The organism is Micromonospora sp. NPDC005173, from assembly GCF_040608515.1.
Taxonomy (GTDB): Bacteria; Actinomycetota; Actinomycetes; order Mycobacteriales; family Micromonosporaceae; genus Micromonospora.
Map to the genome: position 1 here is coordinate 92,897 of NZ_JBEXIK010000001.1, position 20,587 is coordinate 113,483.

General features: G+C 71.0%; 17 protein-coding genes and 1 pseudogene. 9 read left to right on the forward strand and 9 right to left on the reverse strand.

The annotated features are described in order from the left end of the window. Positions 1-16: 16 nt before the first annotated feature. From ABZV00_RS00465 to ABZV00_RS00495, 7 genes and pseudogenes are all read right to left on the reverse strand, one after another. The gene (locus ABZV00_RS00465) at positions 17-658 is read right to left on the reverse strand and encodes a type II secretion system F family protein (protein ID WP_355600586.1); all 642 of its coding nucleotides are present in this window, start codon (positions 656-658) and stop codon (positions 17-19) included. Then, positions 658-1,629: a hypothetical protein gene (locus ABZV00_RS00470; protein ID WP_355601309.1), complete on the reverse strand. Its 972-nt coding sequence runs from the start codon at positions 1,627-1,629 to the stop codon at positions 658-660. Before ABZV00_RS00470 ends, ABZV00_RS00465 begins: the two co-directional genes overlap by 1 nt. 180 nt (positions 1,630-1,809) lie before the next feature. Next, positions 1,810-2,364: pseudogene (locus ABZV00_RS00475) on the reverse strand (pilus assembly protein CpaF); the annotation flags it as partial. Further along, on the reverse strand, positions 2,361-3,464 hold the full coding sequence (gene ssd / locus ABZV00_RS00480; RefSeq protein WP_355600588.1) for a septum site-determining protein Ssd: 1,104 nt from the start codon (positions 3,462-3,464) through the stop codon (positions 2,361-2,363). The gene ssd and the pseudogene ABZV00_RS00475, both read right to left, overlap by 4 nt. 221 nt (positions 3,465-3,685) lie before the next feature. Next, positions 3,686-4,696, reverse strand: coding sequence for a CU044_5270 family protein (locus tag ABZV00_RS00485; protein ID WP_355600590.1), 1,011 nt, complete (start codon positions 4,694-4,696; stop codon positions 3,686-3,688). Continuing rightward, a complete protein-coding gene (locus ABZV00_RS00490; protein WP_355601311.1) occupies positions 4,696-4,908 on the reverse strand; it encodes a sigma factor-like helix-turn-helix DNA-binding protein in 213 nt (70 codons plus the stop codon). The genes ABZV00_RS00485 and ABZV00_RS00490 overlap by 1 nt, the downstream gene beginning before the upstream one ends. Continuing rightward, positions 4,866-5,249 carry a sigma factor gene (locus tag ABZV00_RS00495; RefSeq protein WP_355601313.1) on the reverse strand — a complete coding sequence of 128 codons (384 nt, stop codon included), beginning with the start codon at positions 5,247-5,249 and terminating at the stop codon, positions 4,866-4,868. Before ABZV00_RS00495 ends, ABZV00_RS00490 begins: the two co-directional genes overlap by 43 nt. Positions 5,250-5,472: 223 nt before the next feature. On the opposite strand from ABZV00_RS00495, the gene ABZV00_RS00500 reads away from it, so the two are divergent. The 4 genes from ABZV00_RS00500 (at position 5,473) to ABZV00_RS00515 (ending at position 9,800) form a co-directional block, all read left to right on the forward strand. After that, complete coding sequence (locus ABZV00_RS00500) at positions 5,473-6,153, forward strand: TMEM175 family protein (RefSeq protein ID WP_355600592.1); 681 nt, start codon at positions 5,473-5,475, stop codon at positions 6,151-6,153. A gap of 807 nt (positions 6,154-6,960) precedes the next feature. Next, complete coding sequence (locus ABZV00_RS00505; RefSeq protein ID WP_355600595.1) at positions 6,961-8,178, forward strand: low temperature requirement protein A; 1,218 nt, start codon at positions 6,961-6,963, stop codon at positions 8,176-8,178. A gap of 280 nt (positions 8,179-8,458) precedes the next feature. Further along, a complete protein-coding gene (locus ABZV00_RS00510; protein ID WP_355600597.1) occupies positions 8,459-8,644 on the forward strand; it encodes a hypothetical protein in 186 nt (61 codons plus the stop codon). Between the two features lie 352 nt (positions 8,645-8,996). Further along, on the forward strand, positions 8,997-9,800 hold the full coding sequence (locus ABZV00_RS00515) for an HAD-IB family hydrolase (RefSeq protein WP_328422683.1): 804 nt from the start codon (positions 8,997-8,999) through the stop codon (positions 9,798-9,800). A gap of 105 nt (positions 9,801-9,905) precedes the next feature. Here the strand turns inward: ABZV00_RS00515 and ABZV00_RS00520 are convergent, their stop codons facing one another. Continuing rightward, the gene (locus ABZV00_RS00520; RefSeq protein ID WP_355600599.1) at positions 9,906-10,652 is read right to left on the reverse strand and encodes an oxidoreductase; all 747 of its coding nucleotides are present in this window, start codon (positions 10,650-10,652) and stop codon (positions 9,906-9,908) included. Between the two features lie 476 nt (positions 10,653-11,128). On the opposite strand from ABZV00_RS00520, the gene acs reads away from it, so the two are divergent. The 3 genes from acs (at position 11,129) to ABZV00_RS00535 (ending at position 18,938) form a co-directional block, all read left to right on the forward strand. Beyond that, a complete protein-coding gene (gene acs, locus ABZV00_RS00525) occupies positions 11,129-13,093 on the forward strand; it encodes an acetate--CoA ligase (protein WP_355600601.1) in 1,965 nt (654 codons plus the stop codon). 268 nt (positions 13,094-13,361) lie between these two features. Continuing rightward, positions 13,362-16,157 (forward strand): immune inhibitor A domain-containing protein, encoded by a 2,796-nt coding sequence (locus ABZV00_RS00530; protein ID WP_355600603.1) that lies wholly within the window; start codon positions 13,362-13,364, stop codon positions 16,155-16,157. 378 nt (positions 16,158-16,535) lie between these two features. Further along, on the forward strand, positions 16,536-18,938 hold the full coding sequence (locus ABZV00_RS00535; RefSeq protein ID WP_355601315.1) for an immune inhibitor A domain-containing protein: 2,403 nt from the start codon (positions 16,536-16,538) through the stop codon (positions 18,936-18,938). Between the two features lie 5 nt (positions 18,939-18,943). On the opposite strand, the gene ABZV00_RS00540 is transcribed toward ABZV00_RS00535, so the two are convergent. Further along, entirely contained in the window at positions 18,944-19,075 is a 132-nt protein-coding gene (locus tag ABZV00_RS00540; protein ID WP_355600605.1) for a hypothetical protein, read from the reverse strand. Positions 19,076-19,093: 18 nt separating this feature from the next. Here ABZV00_RS00540 and ABZV00_RS00545 point away from each other — a divergent pair, with 18 nt between their 5' ends. Both ABZV00_RS00545 and ABZV00_RS00550 read left to right on the forward strand, forming a co-directional pair. Then, the gene (locus ABZV00_RS00545; protein WP_355600607.1) at positions 19,094-19,570 is read left to right on the forward strand and encodes a hypothetical protein; all 477 of its coding nucleotides are present in this window, start codon (positions 19,094-19,096) and stop codon (positions 19,568-19,570) included. An 82-nt stretch (positions 19,571-19,652) separates the two neighbouring features. Continuing rightward, on the forward strand, positions 19,653-20,585 hold the full coding sequence (locus ABZV00_RS00550) for an alpha/beta hydrolase (protein WP_355600609.1): 933 nt from the start codon (positions 19,653-19,655) through the stop codon (positions 20,583-20,585). Positions 20,586-20,587 lie beyond the last annotated feature (2 nt).

Genomic DNA, 20,587 nt, shown 5'->3' on the forward strand with positions numbered 1-20,587 from the left:
TTCCCTTCTCGATGGGTCAGAGCACGTCGCCGAGGACGGCGACGATCACCGGCACCAGGCCGGCGAGAATGAACGCCGGGAGGAAGCAGAGCCCCAACGGCAGGACGATGAGCACACCCGCTCGGCGGGCCGACGCTTCGGCGGCGGTGGCCCGGTCGGCGCGCAGGTCGTCGGCGAGCCGGGTCAGCGCACCGGCCAGGGCGGCCCCGCTGTTGGCCGAGCGGAACGCGGCCGCGGTCAATCGCTCCGCCCCCGGCACCCCATCCAGCGCGGACCACGCCTCCGCCGGACCACCGCCGAGCAGCAGGGTGCGGCCGACCCGGGCCAGCCGGTCGGCGAGCGGGCCGTCCAGCGCCTCGGCCACGGCCAGCACCGAGCGGTCCACCGGGGCGCCCGCCCGCATCGCAGCGGCCAGCAGGTCGGCGGCGAGCGGCAGGTCGGCGGCCTCCCGGAGTCGCCGGTTGCGGGCGGTCGGCGACTCGATCCGCCGCAGCAGCAGGTCCAGCAGGACCGCAGTCGGAACCGCGCCGAGCAGCCCGAACCAGCCTCCGATCACCACGGCCACGGCGATCCCGCCCAGAGCTGCGGCGAGCCGGATCACGTCCGGGCGCCGGCCGGCCGCTGCGCTCGCTCCCGCGCTGGGAACCGTCCGGGACATCAACCGGCCCGCCCCGGCGTCGTGCCGAGCCGCTCGGCCCAGAACAGGCCGACGACCTGCAGGGCGACCGCGAGGACCGCACAGACCCCGCCGACCGTGCTGTGCAGGAGCACCGCCACGGGATCCACGCCGATCCCGTAACCGAGCCCGATCCCGCCGATCGGCAGGGCCGCCAGCAACCAGGCCGTGGCCCGAGCGCCGGCCGCCTGCGCCGCCGCGGCGGCCAGCCCCCGGTCGGTCGCCCGGGCGTCCGCCTCGATCCGCTCGACGAGTTCCGCGAGCGGCGCGCCCGTCCGGTCCGCCAGCCGCACCGCGGCCGAGGTCAACTGGCGAAGCCGGTCCGCACCACCCGACCCGCTTGCGTTGGCGACCTCGACGACCGACGGGACGGGCAGGCCCGCCCGGAGATCCGCCGCGAGACCGCACAGCTGGTCCAACCCGCGCCGTCGGTTCCGCTCGACATGCCGGTTCGTCCGCCAGCGCAGCAGAGCGCGCACGGCCAGCATGCCGTAGCCGGCAGCCGCGACGGCGGCCACCGGGCCGGCGAGCACGGCGCCAGTGCCGGCGCCCGCCAGGCCGACCAGCAGCAGTACGCGCGCCGGTGATGGCGGGACGCGCGCCGACGTAGCCGCCCCGCGCGGTCCGCCGACCGGCATCCCCGCCGGACCGACGAGCTGGCGCCCACGGCGATCGACGTCTCTGGACCCGTCGGCCGTGCCGGCGGGATCGCCCCGACGCTCCACCTCCGGGCCTCCGCCGTCGATCGTCGGCACGGAGATGGACGTGGCGGCACCCCGCCCGGCCTCCAGGGGCCCGGCCGCTGGCCGGGCGGTACCTGCCGGCCGACGGGGATCCCGACGGGTCGGCGGGCGTGCCGGACCTGCCGGACGCGTGGACCCCGCCGAGGCGCTCGCCAACGATGGCCAGGTCTGGCCGCCAGCGACGTCCCGAGTGGGCCAGCCGACCGGCATCCGCGCACCACTGAACCCGTCGGCCGGTCCGTCAAGGGGACGGCCGAGTTCGGTGACCCAGTCCACCAGCGGGTCGTCCGGTTCGGCCCGCGCGTTTCCACGGCCCGCCGACGTCAGCACCCGACGGCGGCGCCCCCGGATACTGTGCACGGGCCAGGCCACCAGTGCGGCGGCGGCCAACAGCAGCGTCACCACCAGCACCGCTCCGCCGGTCATGCCGGACCCGCCGATCCGGGCCACGGCTCGCCGAGTATCGGCGGTACCGCCACACCACGGTCCCGCAGCAGCGCCCCGAACGCGCGGGCGGCCAGCCCTAGCCCCCGACCGCGTACCCAGGCGGGCACCACGGTGACCAACCGGTCGGGTCCCTCCGGGAGTAGTAGACAGATCGACTCCAGGACCCGCCCTCGGTCGCCGCGGCGCACCTGGAACCGAGCCCACCGGGATCGCCACCTGGTGCAGCCCTGCCCCCCGGTCGACCCAGACCCGGGTGCCGTTGACCAGCACGTCGGTCACCTCCGGGTCGGCCAGCAGCGGGGCCAGCGGCCCGGCGCCGACGAGGTCGTCGTGGACCCGGTCGGCGATCCGAAGCACGGCGGTGTCACCGAGCACCGCGGCCGTGGGCTCGGCCCGTACCGCCGAGACGATCGCCGCCGGGGTGACCGGGGTGGTGGCCGCGGCGATGCGCTGCCGTACCCGGGCGGCGAGGGTGCCGTCCTCCGGGCTGCCCGTCATGCCGCACCCGCGGCCGGAACGCCGGTGAGCTCGGTGACGATCCGCTGGCAGAGGGCGGCCAGCGGACCCCTGCCGGCGGCGGCTGGGGCCTCGCCCCGTTCCAGCCCGCGGCAGAGCCCCGGCTCGGGTCGCAGCGTGCCGGCGAGCGGAAGCCCGAGTGCCCGCGCCACCTCGGTCGCGCGCAACCGGCCCGGGGCGGGCCCGCGCACCACCACCGAGAGCGCGGCGCAGTGCGGGACGGCGGCGGCCACCACCCGCGCGGCTGCCGCGGTGGCTCGCAGCTCGGCCGGGACGACGACGAACGCCTGATCGGCCGCCTGCAACGCCATCACGGCGGCGTCGTCCAACTGCCGAGGCAGGTCGATCACCACGAAGTCCCGGCCACGCCGGGCCGCTTCGAGGGTCGCCGCCATCGCCGCCGCGGGCAGCGCCAGCAGATCGCCGCGGTCCCAGGAGAGCACCACCAGGTCACCGCGGCTGGGTAGGGCCCGGACCAACGCTGGGGCGTCGACCCTCCCGTCCGCACCGGTGAGCGAGGGCCAGCGCAGCCCTTCCAGTTGCTCCCCGCCCAGCACGAGGTCGAGGCCACCGCCGAGCGGGTCGGCGTCGACCAGCAGGGTGCGCAGCCGGGCCCGGGCGGCGGTCACGGCAAGCCCGCCGGCGAGCACGCTCGCTCCGGCGCCGCCCCGCCCACCGAGCAGCGCGACGATCCGGGCGCCGGAGCCGTCCGGACGGTCCGGGCCGTGCTCGGCGAACCGATCCACCAGCCACGGTTCCGCGGCGGGCAACGCGGCGACGTGCTCGGCGCCGATCAGCTCGGCGATCTGCCAGCCGGGGTCGATCTGGCCGGCCCGGCCGACCAGCACCAGCCGGGGCCGGTGCGGCAGCCGGGCACGCAGGCACGGCTGCGCCTGGTCGGCGCCGAGCAGCACCAGTGGTGCGGGAAGCCAGCGGGTACGGGCGGCCGCCGGGTCGGCGGCGAGCTCCACCTCGGTCCCGCCTGCGGCGGCGAGCCGGAGCAGGTCGTCGAGCAGATCGCCGTCCCCTGTGACGACCAGGGGAAGTCGTCGGATCGGCGGAACGGAGGTACGGGTTGCCATCGCGGCCTCCAGCGGGTCGGGCTCGGGTGTGCCGCCGACCCTGCTCGGGATCCGCCCCGCAAACCGTCCCGACCGCGCCGCCTGTGGACAACGGGGCGGGCTGTGGACAACGCCCGGCGAGACAGTTGATCTGCTACGCGCGGGACATGTCCGACCGATACTCCGGCTGGAATGGAAACGCGGCGGGGCCGCTCCCGAGGGAGCGGCCCCGCTGCCGGGGGTCAGCCGAGCCGGTCGGTCCAGGCGGTATCGAGGATGACCTTGTACGAGCTGATCCGCACGGGTGCGAGCGTCAGCCGCTCGTGGGCGAGCAGCTCGCCCGTCTTCGGGTCGAAGATCAGCAGGGACTGCGCGTCGTGCTCGCGGTCGTCGAAGGTGACCGCGACACCCTTCCGTCCAGCGCGGTCGGTCACCTGCCCGCGCCAGCGGAAGCCGGGAACGTCGGCGAGGACCCGCAGGATCTCCGCGCGGGTCTGCCGCGGCACCACGTACCGCCCGTACACCGTGCTGACCTCCTTGCTCACCGCACCCGCGCCGTGGGCGGCCTTCAGCAGCTCGCGCAGCTGCGACCGATCAGCCTGCGGTGGCGTGAGTTCTCTGGGCGGCAGCGGAACGGTGTCGGGCGCGGGGGTGCCGGCGACCGCAGGGCCCTTCCCGAGATTGCGTTGCCAGTAGTCCCGGGACTCCTGGTCGGGATACTGCGGTTCCAGTTGGACGGTGGTCTGGTTCCCGGTCCCGTCGACGGCCTGCCAGACCTTGGTCTCGTCGGCGAATGCGACGTGGTAGCGGCCGTCAGCGGAGGTCATCACCGGGTCGCCCCACAGCTTCGTGTGGTGATACATGTAGCGCCCGCTGCTGTTGTCGTACTCCGCGTCGACGAGCCTGCTGGCCAGGGCCCGCAGCTGCGGGCCGGCCGCCGGCGCGTCCGAGTCGAACTGGTACGCGACCGGCACGAGCACCGATCCGGGTGCGGCAACCGGCACATCCCCGGTGTCCGGGGCGACCTTGTCGAACGGCTGGAGGACCGCCACGGCGCCAGCCGCGACGGCCAACGTGCCGGCCGTCAGAACCAGCCGACGGGTCGGGCGTGCGCGGCGATGACCGACGACTGGCTCGGCGGCGCCGGCACGGTCGATCAGGTCGCGCGCCGAGACCGAGGATGGCGCCACGGCGGTGTCCCGGGCCGGGTCGACCGGGCCGAGGAGGGTACGGGTTCGCTCTGCTCCGAACATCACAGGTCCTCTCGAATGGTCGCCAACACCGGACGCCGGGGCCGGACGGGCTGCTCTGACATCGCTTCGGTGAGACGGCGGCGAGCACGGTGCAGACGCACCGCCACGGTGGCGCGAGCGCAGCCGAGTACCTGGGCCGCCTCGGAGACCGTCAGCTCCTCCCAGCCGATCAGCCGGAGGATCTCCTGGTCGAGGTCGCTGAGGGTGGCCAGGGCCGCCCGGACGTCGGCGAGACTCCCACGGTGGCGTCGGCGCCGGACGGATGCGCCACCCGCGCGAGGTCGGCGTCGGTGATCGGCAGGACGTCCGGGGCGGCGCGCCGGGACCGCCACTGGTTCGCCAGCAGGCGCCGGGCCACCCCGTACAGCCAGGGCAGGCTGCGGTCCGGCACCTCACCGCGGCGCCGCCACGCGACGACGAAGACCTCCTGGGCGAGCTCTGCCGACGCGTCCGCGTCGGCGAGTCGACGCAGTCCGTACCTGACGATGTGCGCGTACTCGGCGGCGTAGAGCCTGGTGAACCAGACCTCGTCGCGTTTCTCCGGTGGACCCACCCGAACCCCCATTGCCTCGGCGACTCTCACCCTGGCTTGTGTCGCGACCGGCCCGACGATTACCGCACGGCAGCCGGTTAGCTTTCGCTCTCGCAACCCCCCAGTGCCCTGATCACAAGGCTCGGAGTATCGGGGTGACACGCCCGCCCGGCTGCACGCCCAGCTGGGTCCCGTGTCTCAGGCTTGGGCGGTGGCAGAACCTGTTCGCGGACCAGGAAGGTCAATGGCGTTCGGCGTGGAACGCAAACCGGCGCGGCTCGTCGCCTTCAGCGATGCGGTCTTCGCGATCTCCATCACCCTGCTCGTCCTGGAGATCCACCCGCCGCAGGACACCCGACACCTGGCCCACGGCCTTGCTGAGCTGTGGCCCTCCTACCTGGCTTACGCCCTCACCTTCCTTCTCATTGGGCAGGTGTGGGCCAACCACCACGTCATGTTCGACCACCTCCGTGGCGTCGACCGGGTGGTGCTGTTGCTCAACACCCTGCTGCTGATGACCATCGCGTTCCTGCCATTCGCCGCTTCCGTGCTGGCCGCCGCGTTCCGCGACGGACACGGGCAGCGGACTGCGGTCGTCTTCTACGGCATCGCGCTCGGAGTGGCAGCCTCTCTTTTCAACGCGATCTGGGAGTACGCGCGCCGTGATCATCGGCTGCTGGCCAGCACCGTCGATCCCGCAGGTGAGAGGGCGATCAGCAGGCGTTTCCGGGTCGCACCCTTCTGGATCGCCGCCGGAGTCGTGCTGGGTGCCCTACTCCCCGCCCTCGGCGTGGCCGTGATCACCGCGTTGATCCCCTTCTACTGGTTACCAATCGCGGGCGAAATGTCCAGGTCGAAGCGTGGGCGCGCCGGTCGGAGTGACGGTCGGGAGGCGCGGCCCGAAGGAGGACGGGGCGACCTGTGACCTGCCCGGCACACTCCCTAGAAAGGGACGACCCCCGTCGGGGGGAGCCTGGTCGTAGTTGTCGACCACTGCCGGCCGATGTCATCTCGTGCGCTCACGTACGGCAGCTGCGTCGCTCGTTCCGCCCGTTGTCGTCGCGCAACGGACTGTTTGCTGACTCGCTGCTGACTCCGCCCGGCTCCGACGTCTCGCTTACAAGGCGCTTCCGGCAAGAGTCGGATCGTCCACCGAGATCCGTCGGCGCTGGGCTGAAGCGGCCACCTGTACGGGGACGTTCGGTACCGGACGCCACTGTTGATGTCAGCGGCTGATGTCACGCCACCCAGGCCTGCCGGCCTGACCCACGCCGCGCGGCGCTTACGTGTGAGGGAGCTTTGCCTCGACAAGACGCTGCGAGCCGGCATCCACTCGGAACGACATACAGATCTCGTCAAGGCGAGAGCGGCCTGTAAATCCGTCGCGAAAGCTACAGAGGTTCGAATCCTCTACCCGCCACCAGGTGCGAAGACGGCCCCTGACCAGCAGAGATGCGGTCAGGGGATGATCTTGTTTAGTCCCGCCGAGTCCGTTGCCCACCGTCGCTGAGCGTCTGGGGGCGTATCCGGGGGCCTGGTTCACGGTCGTCCTGTCAGTTTGGATCGGCGTGGGCGGTTTCGCCCTCCGAAAATGATCGCTGCAGCGGGTGCCGAGGGCAGACGGCTGACCCATACCTATGGATTGCCGGCGGTCACCGGTGCATGGCTTTCCTCTGGGTGTACGACGTCCAACCCCCGGTGATCCAAGGTTGAGCGGGCGAGTATGAGCGGTATGGGGCATCGGGAGGGCGGTGGACCGGGTCAGGACGTGTTGCAACGTCGCGAAGAGGTGCGGCAGGCCAACTTCCTGGAACTGTTCGTCGACCTGGTGTTGGTGTTCGCCCTAGCCGGGGTGGTCAGCCGGGTCGCGCGGGACATCGTCAGCGAAGACGTTGTCGTCCGGTGGCGGGCGATGGCCTTCCTGCTCGTGCTGTCGCTGCCGCTGATCTGGTTGTGGATCACGACCGCGCACATCACCAGTTGGTTCGACCCCCGCCGCCGCAAGATCCAGTGGATCGTGCTGGCCAGTGCCTTCGGGCTGCTGGTCATGTCGTCCTCGCTGCCGTACGCGTTCGTCGGCCGCGGGTGGGCTTTCGTGCTGCCGTACGTGATCCTGCAGTGCGGCCGGCCGCTCATCCTGATACCGACGCTGCGCGGCCACCCCCTGCGGCAGCTTTACCTCCGGTCGCTGCCGTGGTACGCGGCCTCGGCGGTGATCTGGATTGCCGGCGCGGCCGTCAGCGGCGGCGCCCGGGCCGCCCTGTGGGGGGCCGCCGTGACCGTGGACATCGTCGCCGCGCAGCTGCGCTGGCCGGTACCGGGGATGGCCCGGCCATCGGTAGGTCCGTGGGCCACGGACAGCCGCCACCACCTGCCCGAGCGCTACCAGCAGCTCCTGCTGATCGCCCTGGGGGAAACCGTGCTCGCCGTCGGCACCACGCTGACCAACCAGCCGGTCACCCCGGCGACCGCCGCGGGGCTGGTGGTGGCGTTCCTGTCGACGGTGCTGCTCTGGCGCATCTACTTTTACCGCTCCGGCCAGGTCCTCGCCGAAGCCGTCGCCGCAGCGGGGGACAGGGACGCCGCCGGCCGCGCCACCGGCACTGCCCACGTCGTCATGGTGCTGGGCATCGTCGCCTCCGCCGTCGGCTTCGAGATCGTACTGAAACACCCGGACGGCCCGCCGGAGCCGGCGTGGCTCATCGCGATCCTCGGCGGTCCGGCACTGTTCCTCTACGGCCGCATCCGCCTGGAACGCGTCGTGTTCGACCGGCTCTCCATCCGCCGCGTCGTCGCCATCGCCGCCCTGGCGGTCGCCGCCGTCCCTCTGTATTTCGTCCCGACGCTGCTCGCTGCGGTCGTGGCCGGGCTCGTACTGCTCGCCGTCGCCCTCGCCGACGCCCGCCACGCCGCCGGCCATCCCCCCGAGGCCCCCACCCCGGCGCATTAGGTCGTGTTTCGCCGACGCCTCGCTTACAAGCTCTGTGCGTCGCGTCCGCGCGTGTCCGGCAACGGCTGCACGCTCGGAGCTTCGTCCGGGCCGTTGTTGGTCAGCGTGCTCCCGTCCGGCGGCGTTGCTGTCAGCGTTGCTGTCGACAGCCGTTGCGGCCGGCGACCCGCCTATGGTCACCCCTCCGGCCCGGGCGGTAACCCCGCGACCTCGACAGGCCGTCACCAACGCCAAGATCGCCTCAGCGGGGGACAATGGAACCCGACGAGGGAGGTCGGCGATGAGTGAGGATCGAGGGCACACCGAACGGTCAACGGACGAGGAGTTCGCCCGCCTCCGGCACGTCCGGTTCGGCGAGCTGCCCACCCGAGTCACGCCGGCCAAGGACCTGGTCGAGACCGTGGACACCGACCCTCCGCACGAGGAGCCGCCGCAGCCTCCAGTGCGCCGGGAGTGGGGGGCGTAGGAGCTGCAGCGAGCACAAACCGTGGAAAGGGACGACCCCCGTCGGGGGGAGACGGGGGTCGTCGGAGGTTCGGCTCCGGGGGGGTCGAGCCGAACCACTCAGCGGTTACGGGGGGTGCAACCGCCGAGGGTCTGTCTGTTTTCGGAGATATGAAAACTCGTCGTGCGGACAAGTCTGCCTGAGCGGGCTCGTCACGTCGAGTGGTGTCGACCCCACTCAGTGCGAAAATCTCCTCGCAAAGTGTGAGCACGGTCACGCCGAGTGGAGGTGGTGGTGCCGGCCCGCAGGTCCGAGGGGTGGCGTGACCCCGGGCACCCGCCGACGATAGACCATCCGGCTAGACTTTCGCGCCGTGGGCCGAAGTGCCGCTTTCTTCGATCTGGACAAGACCGTCATCGCCAAGTCGAGCGCCCTGGCGTTCGGTCGGCCGTTCTACCGGGACGGGCTGATCACCCGGCGTGACGTGGTCAAGTCGGCGTACGCGCAGCTGATGTTCCGGCTGGGCGGCACCGACGAGCAGACCATGGCCCGAACACGGGACTACCTGGCTGCGCTCTGCAAGGGCTGGCAGGTGGAACAGGTCCGCCAGATCGTCGCGGAGACACTGCATGAGCTCATCAACCCCTACGTGTACGCCGAGGCCGCCGCGCTGATCGAGGAGCACCAGGCGGCCGGCCGGGACGTGGTGCTGGTCTCCGCCTCCGGCGAGGAGATGGTCCGGCCGATCGGCGAGCTGCTCGGGGTGACCGACGTGATCGCCACGCGGATGACGGTGCGGGACGGCCGGTACAGCGGTGAGGTCGAGTTCTACGCGGCCGGCCCGAGCAAGGTCGAGGCGGTCGGCGAGCTGGCCGCCGCTCGGGGCTACGACCTGGCCGACTCGTACGCCTACTCCGACTCGTACAGCGACCGCCCCCTGCTGGAGTGCGTCGGGCACCCGAGCGTGGTGAACCCGGACCGGCAGCTGCGCAAGCTGGCCTCGGAGAACGCCTGGCCGGTCCTGGAGTTCCGGCACCCGATCCCGCTGGGCCGTCGGCTGCGGGAGCGGCCCGCCGTCCCGGTCGCCGCGGCGGCTCTGGGGGTCGGCGTGGGCGTCGCCATCGGCATCGCCTGGTACGGCCGGCACCGTCGCACCCGCGCCGCCGCCTCCGCCTGACCTCCGCGCCACAAGGCCGATCATCAAATCGGTGATCGCCTCAGGCAGTGTTGCGCCCGTTGTGAGGCAGCACAGCGAAATGATCGACGGCCGCAAGTGCGGGGCTCAGGCAGCGGCGAGGATCTCGTCGCCGATGGCGGTGAGCTGGTCGGCGCCGACCTCCACGGCCGCCATGTAGTGGCGCAGCCAGGATCGCAGGCCATCCGGGGTGCCGGTGGCGAAGGCGCCGGCCGAGCCGACGTACTCGGGCTCCCGCTCACGGTGACCGACGTCGACGGCAAGCAGGCCGCGCGGGTCGAGGCCGCTGGCGAGCAGCACCAGCCGCGCGGCACCGCGGGCCACCACGCCGGACGGGCCGGCGAACGGGCGCAGGTTCAGCAGTTCCCCGTGGACCACGGCGGCGAGCACCAGCGGCGAGACCTTGGTGCCGCCGGCGACCAGCCCGGCCAGCCCGTCCAGCCGGGCGGCGACCACCGGGTCGGCGACCGGTCGGCCCAGTTCGTCCTCCGGCACCATGTCCCGGGCAGCGAGTACGTGCAGCTTCGCGAGGGCCTGTCGGGGGGCCTTCGGCCAGAGCTCGCTCAGCCCGGGCAGCGCCCCGGCGACCCGTAGCGCCCCCTGGAGCACCGGGTCGGTGACCGTGCCGCTCCGGACGGCTTCGCGCTCGTGGGCGTACCCCTCGAGAGCGGCGCTGGCCACCGCGGACCGGAGGCTGACCTCGGCCGCGACCTGGCCGCCGTGCCGGCGCAGCGCGCGGTGCCCGAGTGCCTGGTCGAACCGCTCGCGGGCCCGCTCGACGGCGGTGGAGATGTCGGCGAGCGCGAGCAGCGGGGCGAGCGGGTCCGTGGTCACCCCGCCACGCTAGCGACCCGTCCCGACCTCCCGAGCCGCACCCGGCCGCAACGCGACCCCGGCCACCGCCCGGCGCGGCCGCGCCCCTCGGGCAGGGCAAGGTCAACACCATGTCGCCGATAACGGGGGGTTCCAACCGCCGGATACCGCGACATCCCCGACCTCGTGTCGATCAAGGCCCACGACGCAGGCCGGCCACGCGGGCACGACCGCCCGACGCACGCCGGCCACGCGGGCACGACCGCCCGACGCACGCCGGCCACGCGGACCGCGCGCACGGCCGCCCGACGCAGGCTGACCACGCGGACCGGCCCGGCGGGCACGGTCGCGCGGCGCGGGCGCGGTCGCGAGGGCCGTCGGGCGCGCGGCGGGGGCCGCTCGGCGCGACGGAGCGGGCAGCCGTCGCGAGCCGGGACCACCGCGACTACCCTCGTGCCCAGCGAGACGCAGGTCACCCGAGGACGAGGAGTCACGGCATGAGCGAGGCATTGGCCAATCTGCTGAACGAGACGCGCCAGTTCCCCCCGCCGGCCGAGCTCGCCGCGCACGCCAACGTCACCGCCGACGCCTACGCCGAGGCGGACGCCGACCGGCTCGCGTTCTGGGCGAAGCAGGCCGACCGGCTGGCCTGGTCGAAGAAGTGGGACGAGGTGCTCGACTGGTCGAACCCGCCGTTCGCGAAGTGGTTCGTCGGTGGGCAGCTCAACGTGGCGTACAACTGCCTGGACCGGCACGTCGAGGCGGGTCGGGGCGACAAGGTCGCCATCCACTGGGAGGGCGAGCCCGGCGATACCCGCACTCTCACCTATGCCGACCTGCACGAGCTGACCTGCCGGGCGGCGAACGCGCTCACCGACCTGGGTGTCACCGCTGGCGACCGGGTGGCGATCTACATGCCGATGATCCCGGAGGCGGCGGTCGCGATGCTGGCCTGCGCCCGGATCGGCGCGGCGCACAGCGTGGTCTTCGGCGGCTTCTCGGCCGACTCGCTGAGCAACCGGATCCAGGACGCCAGCGCCAAGGTGGTGATCACCGCGGACGGCGGTTACCGGCGGGGCAAGCCGTCGGCGCTGAAGCCGACCGTGGACGAGGCGGTGGCGAACTGCCCGTCGATCGAGCACGTGCTGGTGGTCCGCCGCACCGGCGAGGAAGTGGCCTGGTCGTCGAAGGACCACTGGTGGCACGAGACGGTGGAGACCGCTTCGGCCGAGCACACCGCGCAGCCGTTCGACGCCGAGCACCCGCTGTTCATCCTCTACACCAGCGGCACCACGGCCCGGCCGAAGGGCATCCTGCACACCACCGGTGGTTACCTCACCCAGACGTCGTACACGGCGAACGCGGTCTTCGACCTGAAGCCGGAGACGGACGTCTACTGGTGCACCGCCGACATCGGCTGGGTCACCGGCCACTCCTACATCGTGTACGGCCCGCTCTCCAACGGCGTCACCCAGGTGATGTACGAGGGCACCCCGGACACCCCGAACAAGGGCCGGTTCTGGGAGATCGTCGACAAGTACGGCGTCACCATCCTCTACACCGCTCCCACCCTGATCCGGACGATGATGAAGTGGGGCGACGACATCCCGGCCGGCTTCGACCTGTCCTCGCTGCGCCTGCTGGGCAGCGTCGGCGAGCCGATCAACCCGGAGGCGTGGATCTGGTACCGGCAGCACATCGGCCGGGGTGAGCTGCCTGTCGTGGACACCTGGTGGCAAACCGAGACGGGCGCCATCATGATCTCCCCGCTGCCCGGGGTGACCGCCGCCAAGCCGGGCTCGGCGATGACCCCGCTGCCGGGCATCGTGGCCGACGTGGTGGACGACCAGGGCCAGTCGGTGCCCAACGGCGGCGGCGGCTACCTGGTGCTGCGCGAGCCATGGCCGTCGATGCTGCGCACCATCTGGGGTGACGACAACCGGTTCATCGAGACGTACTGGAGCCGGTTCGAGGGCATGTACTTCGCCGGTGACGGGGCGAAGAAGGACGACGACGGGCACATCTGGCTGCTCGGCCGGGTCGACGACGTGATGCTGGTGTCCGGGCACAACATCTCCACCACCGAGGTGGAGTCGGCGCTGGTGTCGCACCCGTCGGTGGCCGAGGCGGCGGTCGTGGGCGCGACCGACCCGACCACCGGTCAGGCGATCGTCGCGTTCGCCATTCCACGCGGCAGCACCGACATCGCCGGCGAGGCGGGCGAGAAGCTGATCGCCGAGCTGCGCAACCACGTGTCGAAGACGCTCGGCCCGATCGCCAAGCCCCGGCAGATCATGCTGGTGCCGGAGCTGCCGAAGACCCGCTCGGGCAAGATCATGCGCCGGTTGCTGCGGGACGTCGCGGAGCACCGGTCACTGGGCGACGTGACCACGTTGCAGGACTCGTCCGTGATGGAGCTGATCTCCTCCGGGATGAGCGGCACGAAGTCCGACGAGGACTGACAGCAGGCGTACACACCGGAGGGTGGCGGTCCGTGCGGACCGCCACCCTCCGTCATTTCTTACGGGTACGACCCACACAGCCCCACCAGTGTCACATCGGTCAGTCGGATGAGCCCGGAGAAGCTGAACGGACACAGGCGGTGGGTCGCCTCTGTCCTTTCGGCCAGTTGTGATTTAGGTTCACGCAGGTTGGGACAGTTCGACGTTCATCACATCGATGGTCGGCGCCCCCAACGTCCTCCTCCCCATGCCCGAGAAACGGAGCGGCATGAACCACAAACCGCAGTCCGGGGCGCGACGACGACTACTCGTCGCGCTGCCCGCCATCGCCCTCGCGGCCACGTCACTGACCGTGACCGGCAGCGCGGCGGCCCAATCGTCGCCCGCCACCCCCCGGGCGGTGATCGGCGCCGATGAGCACTACATCAACTACGCCGAGCCCGAAGTTCAGCCGGACACCGCCGGCCGCGAGGTCAAGGGCAAGGGTGGCGTCTACACCCCCGCCGTCGACGCCGCGCGGGCGTTCGATCAGAAGCACGCTCGGGGCAACCCGGTGACGGCCCAGCAGCTGGCGAAGATCGAGGCCAAGTCGATCAAGACCGGCAAGAACCCCCGGAAGATCAAGCAGGCGCCGACCACCCAGACGGCGAAGCTGCTGACGCTGCTTGTGGAGTTCAACGACCAGGCGAACGACGACTTCACCGGTGTGATGGTCCCGAAGACGGTGTTCGAGGACCGGACCTGTGTCCCCGGTACCGTCCAGAACGGCCCGAAGCACAACAACATCGTGAACCCGGCGACCCTGCCGCACGAGGACAACAACTCGATGTGGGTGCCGGACTTCTCGCCGGCCCACTACGACAAGATGCTCTACAGCAAGAAGGGCATCACCGAGCGGGTCCGCAAGGACCTGACGGGCCCGGACGGCAAGCGGGGCATCGACATCTCCGGCCGCACCATGCACAACATGTACCTGGAGATGTCCAAGAACGCGTACACGGTCGCGGGGCAGGCCAGCCCGTGGATCACCGTGCCGCACTCGGAGGGCTGGTACGCCGCCAACCGCTGCTTCCAGGACGCGAACGGCAACTGGGTCCCCGGCCGCGAGCAGTCGATGAACGGCCACCCGGACAACCCGGCCGGCGCGGGCCGGCTGGCCACCGACGCGATCGACTCGCTCGCCGCGAAGGACCCCAACTTCCCCTGGGCCGACTACGACATCGAGGACCAGGCCGACCGGGACGGTGACGGCAACGTCTTCGAGCCGGACGGCGTGATCGACCACCTGGTGCTCGTGCACGCCGGTCAGGGCAAGTCCCGCGGCGGCGGCGCCGAGGGCGTGTACGCCGTCTGGGCGCACTCCTCGTCGGTCGCCGGTGGCTACAGCATCCCGGGCACCAACCTCCAGGTGTCGAACTACATCGTGCAGCCGGAGGACGCCGGCGTCGGCGTCTTCGCGCACGAGTTCGGTCACGACCTCGGCCTGCCGGACCTCTACGACACCTCCGGCAACGCCGACTCCGACGTGGACTTCTGGGACCTGATGGCCTCCGGATCGCACTCGGGTGAGATCTTCCAGGCACTGCCGACGCACATGGGTATCTGGGATAAGTGGGTGCTCGGTTGGGCCGACCCGCTCACCATGACCCCCGGCTCCCCTGGGCGCAACGTGGAACTCGGGCAGACCTCGCGTACCCCGGTTCGCACCGAGGACGGCATCAAGATCGACCTGCCGGACAAGGTGACCACGCTGGCCACGCCGCACAGTGGCACCAAGATGTGGCACAGCAACAACGACCAGGAGTGGGCCGACGTCAAGCTGGGCCGCTCGGTCGACGTGCCGGCGGCGGCGGACGCGAAGTTCTGGATGTGGAACAACTACATCATCGAGCAGGACTGGGACTACGGCTTCGTCGAGATCTCGACGAACGGCGGCACGTCCTGGACCGAGGCGAAGGTGTACGACGAGGCCGGCACGGCGGTCACCACGCCCGACGGTTACCCGGACCCGAACGGCCGGATGAACGACTTCGGCGGCAAGAAGTACGGGCTGACCGGCAGCACCGACGGCTGGCGCCACGACTACGTCGACCTGTCGGCGTACGCCGGCACGACGATCCAGCTGCGGCTGCGTCTGGCCACCGACGAGGCGTTCGAGGAGCGCAACTGGTTCGTCGACGACTTCTCGGTCACCGGCGGCGGCGCCACCACGTGGAGCGACGACGTCGAGGGCGGCGACAACGGCTGGACGGCCACCGGCGGCACCTGGGTCGACACCACGGGCGCGGGCTGGAAGGTCAGCAGCGGCACTGAGAATCACGCTCACTACTACCTGGCCGAGTGGCGCAACTTCGACGGCTTCGACAAGGGCCTGAAGTACGCCTACGACACGATCTACTCGCACGACGCGTGGAAGGTCGACCGGATCTCGTACAACGCGCCGGGCATGCTGGTCTGGTACCGGGACACCGCGCTCGGCGACGTCAACCACGTCACCGGGCAGATGACCGCGCTGCCCAGCTACGGCGCGAAGGGCGGGTTGCTCATCGTCGACTCGCACTTCGACCCGTACCGGCGCACTGGTGAGGCGGCCGTGAAGGACCCGTCGGTGACGGACAACCTGCCCAGCCGTCCGCAGTCGGCGAACGCGGCGTTCTCGCTGAAGCCGACGTACTCCTTCACGGAGTGCCTGGAGGCAGCGGGCGAGCCGTACAGCGCGTACTGCACCAAGTTCAAGTCCCAGCCGGGCGTGAAGACCTTCACCGATGCCAAGACCTGGTACCCGGGCATCGAGATGCGGGACGGCGCCGCGTACGCGCGGGACAACGACGCCTCGGTGGTGCTCCCGTCGCGGAACAACGCGCCGTACACCACCCGGGTCACCCACCCGGACGGCAGCCCGGCGCCGGAGTTCTACGGCGTGACCCTGGGCGGCGGGGCGATCGTGCTGGGCACCGGCAACCCCGGTGACCAGGGCGTCAACTTCGGCGTCTCGCTCACCATCAAGCGGACCGCACGGGACAACTCGTCCGCCACGGTGTACGTCACCTCGGCGAGGAACTGACCCCGACAGGTCCGTCGTCCGACGGAACAACGGGCGGCCCGTCCGGAGCACCACGCTCCGGGCGGGCCGTTTCGCGTGTGGGTGCCGGAGTGCCGGACGGCCGTTGTCGTATGTCCGATCACATAGATCGAAATGCGTCGCTATAAAACGCGCGTGGCCGGTCCACGCTGGTCAGCGTCCCTGATGAAGCGTGGGGGTGTGACGGTGAAAAGCATTCCCAACAAAATCTTGCAACAAATCGACGCGGGCATCTTCCCACCCGTCCCAGCAGTGTCTATGTTCACCATTGGTCCCACTAGTGGGATCGATCTGTCACCGGCCTGTACCCCCGTTGGGCCGGCTCCCTCACACCGGAGGTACCACGTGCGCAAAGTCGCAGTGGGTCTGCTCGGGCTCTCACTGACGGCGACAGGCCTGGCGTTCGGCCCGTCCGCCTCGGCGGCGCCTCAGCCCAAACTGCCGGCAGCAGCTCCGTCCGCCGCCGAACCGCAGTCACTGAAGGACGAACTCCCCGACAAGCTTGAGGACAAGCGCCGCGAGCTGCGTCAGCAGGGTCTCAGCGACGTGCTGAGCGGGCGCAGCAAGCCAATCGAGCGCAACGGCAGCACGGTCGTCAAGGTCGGCAAGACGAACGGGACGGGCATCAGCGCCCGCACCTTCGCTGGCGCTCAGAAGAGCAAGGACCAGTACGTCGAGCTCCAGCGTGAGCGGACCGACAAGATCTTCGTGATCCTGGCCGAGTTCGGAGACCAGCGGCACCCGTCCTACCCGGACAAGGACATGAACCCGGACATCGCCGGGCCGACGACCTTCAACGGGCCGCTGCACAACCAGATTCCGCAGCCCAACCGGGCCGTGGACAACTCCACCGTCTGGCAGCCGGACTTCAGCCCGGACCACTTCCGCCAGCTGTACTTCGGCACCAACCCGGGCGACGAGTCGCTGAAGCAGTACTACGAGGCGCAGTCCTCTGGCCGTTACACCGTCAACGGCCTGGTCACCGACTGGGTCAAGGTGCAGTACAACGAGGCCCGCTACGGTCGCTCCGACGACCCGAAGGCCGACAACGACCCGACCGGCGACCCCGCCGTCTGCGGCGACAACGTCTGCTCGAACACCTGGGCACTGATCCGCGACGCCGCCAATCAGTGGGTCGCCGACCAGAAGGCCAAGGGCCGGACGGACGCCCAGATCGCCGAGGAGATGCGGTCCTACGACCAGTGGGACCGGTTCGACTTCGACGGTGACGGCGACTTCAACGAGTCAGACGGCTACATCGACCACTTCCAGATCGTCCACTCCGGCGGCGACCAGGCCGACGGTGACCCGCACCAGGGTGAGGACGCCATCTGGAGCCACCGCTGGTCGGCCTTCAACAGCTCGCCCGTCGGCCCGCCGAACTTCCCGATCGGTGGCACCCAGATCGGCAACACCGGCGTCTGGATCCGCGACTACACGATCCAGCCGGAAAACGGCGGCCGGAGCGTCTTCTACCACGAGTACGGCCACGACCTGGGCCTGCCGGACGACTACGGACCGGCGGACAACAACAACGAGCACTGGACCCTGATGGCCCAGAGCCGGCTCGGTGCCAAGAACGACGCCGGCATCGGCGACCGTGGTGGCGACCTGGGCGCGTGGAACAAGCTCCAGCTTGGCTGGCTCGACTACGAGGTGATCGTGGCGGGGCAGAAGCGCACGCTGGACCTCGGGCCACAGGAGTACAACTCGGCCAAGGCACAGGCCGCCGTGGTGGTGCTGCCCCAGCGGGAGTACACCTTCAACTACGGCGCACCGTTCGAAGGCGCGAAGCAGTACTTCTCCGGTAACGATGACGACCTCAACCAGGCCATGACGAGGACGTTCGACCTCACCGGCAAGTCCGCTGCGGCGCTGTCGCTGAAGGGCAAGTACGCCATCGAGGAGAACTTCGACTACCTCTACTTTGAGGCGTCCACCGATGGCGGGCAGACCTGGGCCGACCTGGACGGCACCGTCAACGGCCAGCCGATCGGCGTCGACGGCGCCAACCGCCCGGCCCTCGACGGCAGCAGCAACGGCGCATGGGCGGACATCAACATCCCGCTCACCTCGCTCGCCGGCAAGGTCGCTCAGGTCCGCCTGCACTACGTCACCGACGGTGGCGTTGCCGAGGGCGGCTTCTTCGGCGACGCGATCACCGTGACGGCCGACGGCCAGACGGTGCTCAGTGACGGCGCCGAGACCGACGCCGGCTGGGCGCTCGACGGCTGGGAGGTCGTCGGCGCGACGTACACCCGCCTGTTCGACAACTACTACATCGCCGGCAACCGGTCGTACGTCTCGTACGACAAGTACCTGAAGACCGGCCCGTACTTCTTCGGCTACGCGAACACCCGCCCGGACTGGGTGGACCACTACGCGTACCAGGAGGGCCTGCTCATCTCGTACTGGAACACCCGCTGGACCGACAACAACACGGTCGCCCACCCGGGTGAGGGTCGGAACCTGTACATCGACGCGCACCCGCGCCCGATCTACAACCTCACCGGCGCGGCGTGGCGTGCCCGCGTCCAGGTCTACGACGCACCGTTCAGCCTCAAGAAGGCCGACTCGTTCACCCTGCACCTCAACAGCCAGCCGCAGTACATCCGCGGCCAGGCTGCGGAGCCGCTGTTCGACGACACCAAGAAGTACTTCTTCGAGGAGCTGCCGAACCACGGCGTCAAGCTCCCCGCAGCCGGTGTCAAGATCAAGGTTCAGGAGCAGGACGGCACCTCGATGAAGATCCGTATCTCCTAGTTCCTTCAGCAGTAAACGGCAGCGGCGCCCGGGACTCCCCGGGCGCCGTTGCCGTTTCCGCTGCCGTCGTCGCGGCCGAAGCTCGCCGCGGTGCCGGCCACCCCGAGCTCGGCGGTCCACCGGAACCGGGGCGCCACGACCAGCGTCCAAGAAGCGTGCCCACAGCCCCCCGAGCCCTGCTCCTGCTCATCCCGCTGCTGACGATGGTCGCGTGCGCCAGCACCGGGGACGGCGGTACGCCGACCGAGGACCGACCCGCCCCGACCACCACCCCGCCGAACGCGCCCTCGACGCCATCGCTCGACCCGAGCAGCCCGCCAGCACCGGCCGCCACCGCATCGCGAGCCCGGCCTCCGCTGTCCGCCACCGAGCCGCCGACGATGCGCCCGCCCGTCGCCAAACCGAGCCCGCCCAGCGACCTGCGGCAGAACGACCTGGTCAGCGGCACCGTCACCCGGGGCGGCACCGGCCCCTGCTACGGGCTCGTCGCCGAGGACGGAACCGAGTACGCGCTGCACGGTCCGGACGCCGGCGAGCTGCGGACGGGGAGCTTCGTCACGTTGCGGATCGCCGCCGCGCGAGCCCGCATCAACTGCGGGCCGGGCCTCCCGATGAGCATCGTGTCGCGGTGAGCCGTCGTACTGTGCCCGGCTGAGCAGCGGGCACGCCGGACGGCAAGGACCGCGCCCTGTGCCAGGGTCCTAGGCTGGACGCATGACCGACCAGCGCGGCGGAGCCGTCGACGAGTCCTGCGTCCTCACCGAGGGGCCGTGGACCCACCGCTTCGTCGGCGCCAACGGCACCCAGTTCCACGTGGTCGAGGCCGGCACCGGGCCCATGGTGCTCTTCCTGCACGGCTTCCCCGAGCACTGGTGGGCGTGGCACGACATGCTGCCGGCCATCGCCGACGCCGGCTTTCGCGCCGTCGCCGTCGACCTGCGCGGCTACGGCGCCAGCGACAAACCACCCCGGGGGTACGACGGCTACACGCTCGCCGCCGACATCGCCGGGTTGATCCGCGCACTCGGCGAGCGGTCGGCGACGCTGGTCGGCAGCGGTGTCGGCGGCATGGTCGCGTGGACGGTGGCCTCGTTCCACCCGTCCCTGGTCCGCCGGCTGGTGGTGCTGGGTGCCCCGCACCCGCTGCGGCTGCGCGCCGCCATCTTCGCCGACCCGCGCGGGCAGTTCGCCGCCTCGACCCCGGCGCTGAAGTTCCAGCTTCCCCGCTACGAGCACGTGCTGACCCGGGACGGCGCCGCGCCCGTGGCGGAGATCCTGCGCCGCTGGGGCGGGCCACGCTGGGTGGCCGGGCCGGACTTCGAGGCGTACGCCGAGCGGAGCCGGGAGGCGATGCGCATCCCGCAGGCCGCGTTCTGTGCGCTGGAGGGGTACCGCTGGGCGTTCCGTTCGGTGCTGCGGCTGCACGGCTACCGGTTCGTCCGGCTGATGCAGAAGCCGCTGGTCACCCCGACCCTCCAGCTGCACGGCGCGCTGGACGTCGCCTCCCTGCCGCGTACCGCACTGGGCTCCGGGCGGTACGTCGTCGCCCCGTACGAGTGGCGGCTGCTCGACGGGGTGGGGCACTTCCCGCACCTGGAGGCACCGGAGCTGGTGCTCGGCGAGATCCTGCGGTGGGCCAAGTCCTGAAC

What these genes read in the sequence shown, in the direction of transcription:
- ABZV00_RS00465 (WP_355600586.1), bottom strand. Translation starts at nt 658, where the DNA reads ATGTCCCGGACGGTTCCCAGCGCGGGAGCGAGCGCAGCGGCCGGCCGG.
- ABZV00_RS00470 (WP_355601309.1), bottom strand. Translation starts at nt 1,629, where the DNA reads ATGCCGGTCGGCTGGCCCACTCGGGACGTCGCTGGCGGCCAGACCTGG.
- ssd (WP_355600588.1), bottom strand. Translation starts at nt 3,464, where the DNA reads ATGGCAACCCGTACCTCCGTTCCGCCGATCCGACGACTTCCCCTGGTC.
- ABZV00_RS00485 (WP_355600590.1), bottom strand. Translation starts at nt 4,696, where the DNA reads ATGTTCGGAGCAGAGCGAACCCGTACCCTCCTCGGCCCGGTCGACCCG.
- ABZV00_RS00500 (WP_355600592.1), top strand. Translation starts at nt 5,473, where the DNA reads ATGGCGTTCGGCGTGGAACGCAAACCGGCGCGGCTCGTCGCCTTCAGC.
- ABZV00_RS00505 (WP_355600595.1), top strand. Translation starts at nt 6,961, where the DNA reads ATGGGGCATCGGGAGGGCGGTGGACCGGGTCAGGACGTGTTGCAACGT.
- ABZV00_RS00510 (WP_355600597.1), top strand. Translation starts at nt 8,459, where the DNA reads ATGAGTGAGGATCGAGGGCACACCGAACGGTCAACGGACGAGGAGTTC.
- acs (WP_355600601.1), top strand. Translation starts at nt 11,129, where the DNA reads ATGAGCGAGGCATTGGCCAATCTGCTGAACGAGACGCGCCAGTTCCCC.
- ABZV00_RS00530 (WP_355600603.1), top strand. Translation starts at nt 13,362, where the DNA reads ATGAACCACAAACCGCAGTCCGGGGCGCGACGACGACTACTCGTCGCG.
- ABZV00_RS00550 (WP_355600609.1), top strand. Translation starts at nt 19,653, where the DNA reads ATGACCGACCAGCGCGGCGGAGCCGTCGACGAGTCCTGCGTCCTCACC.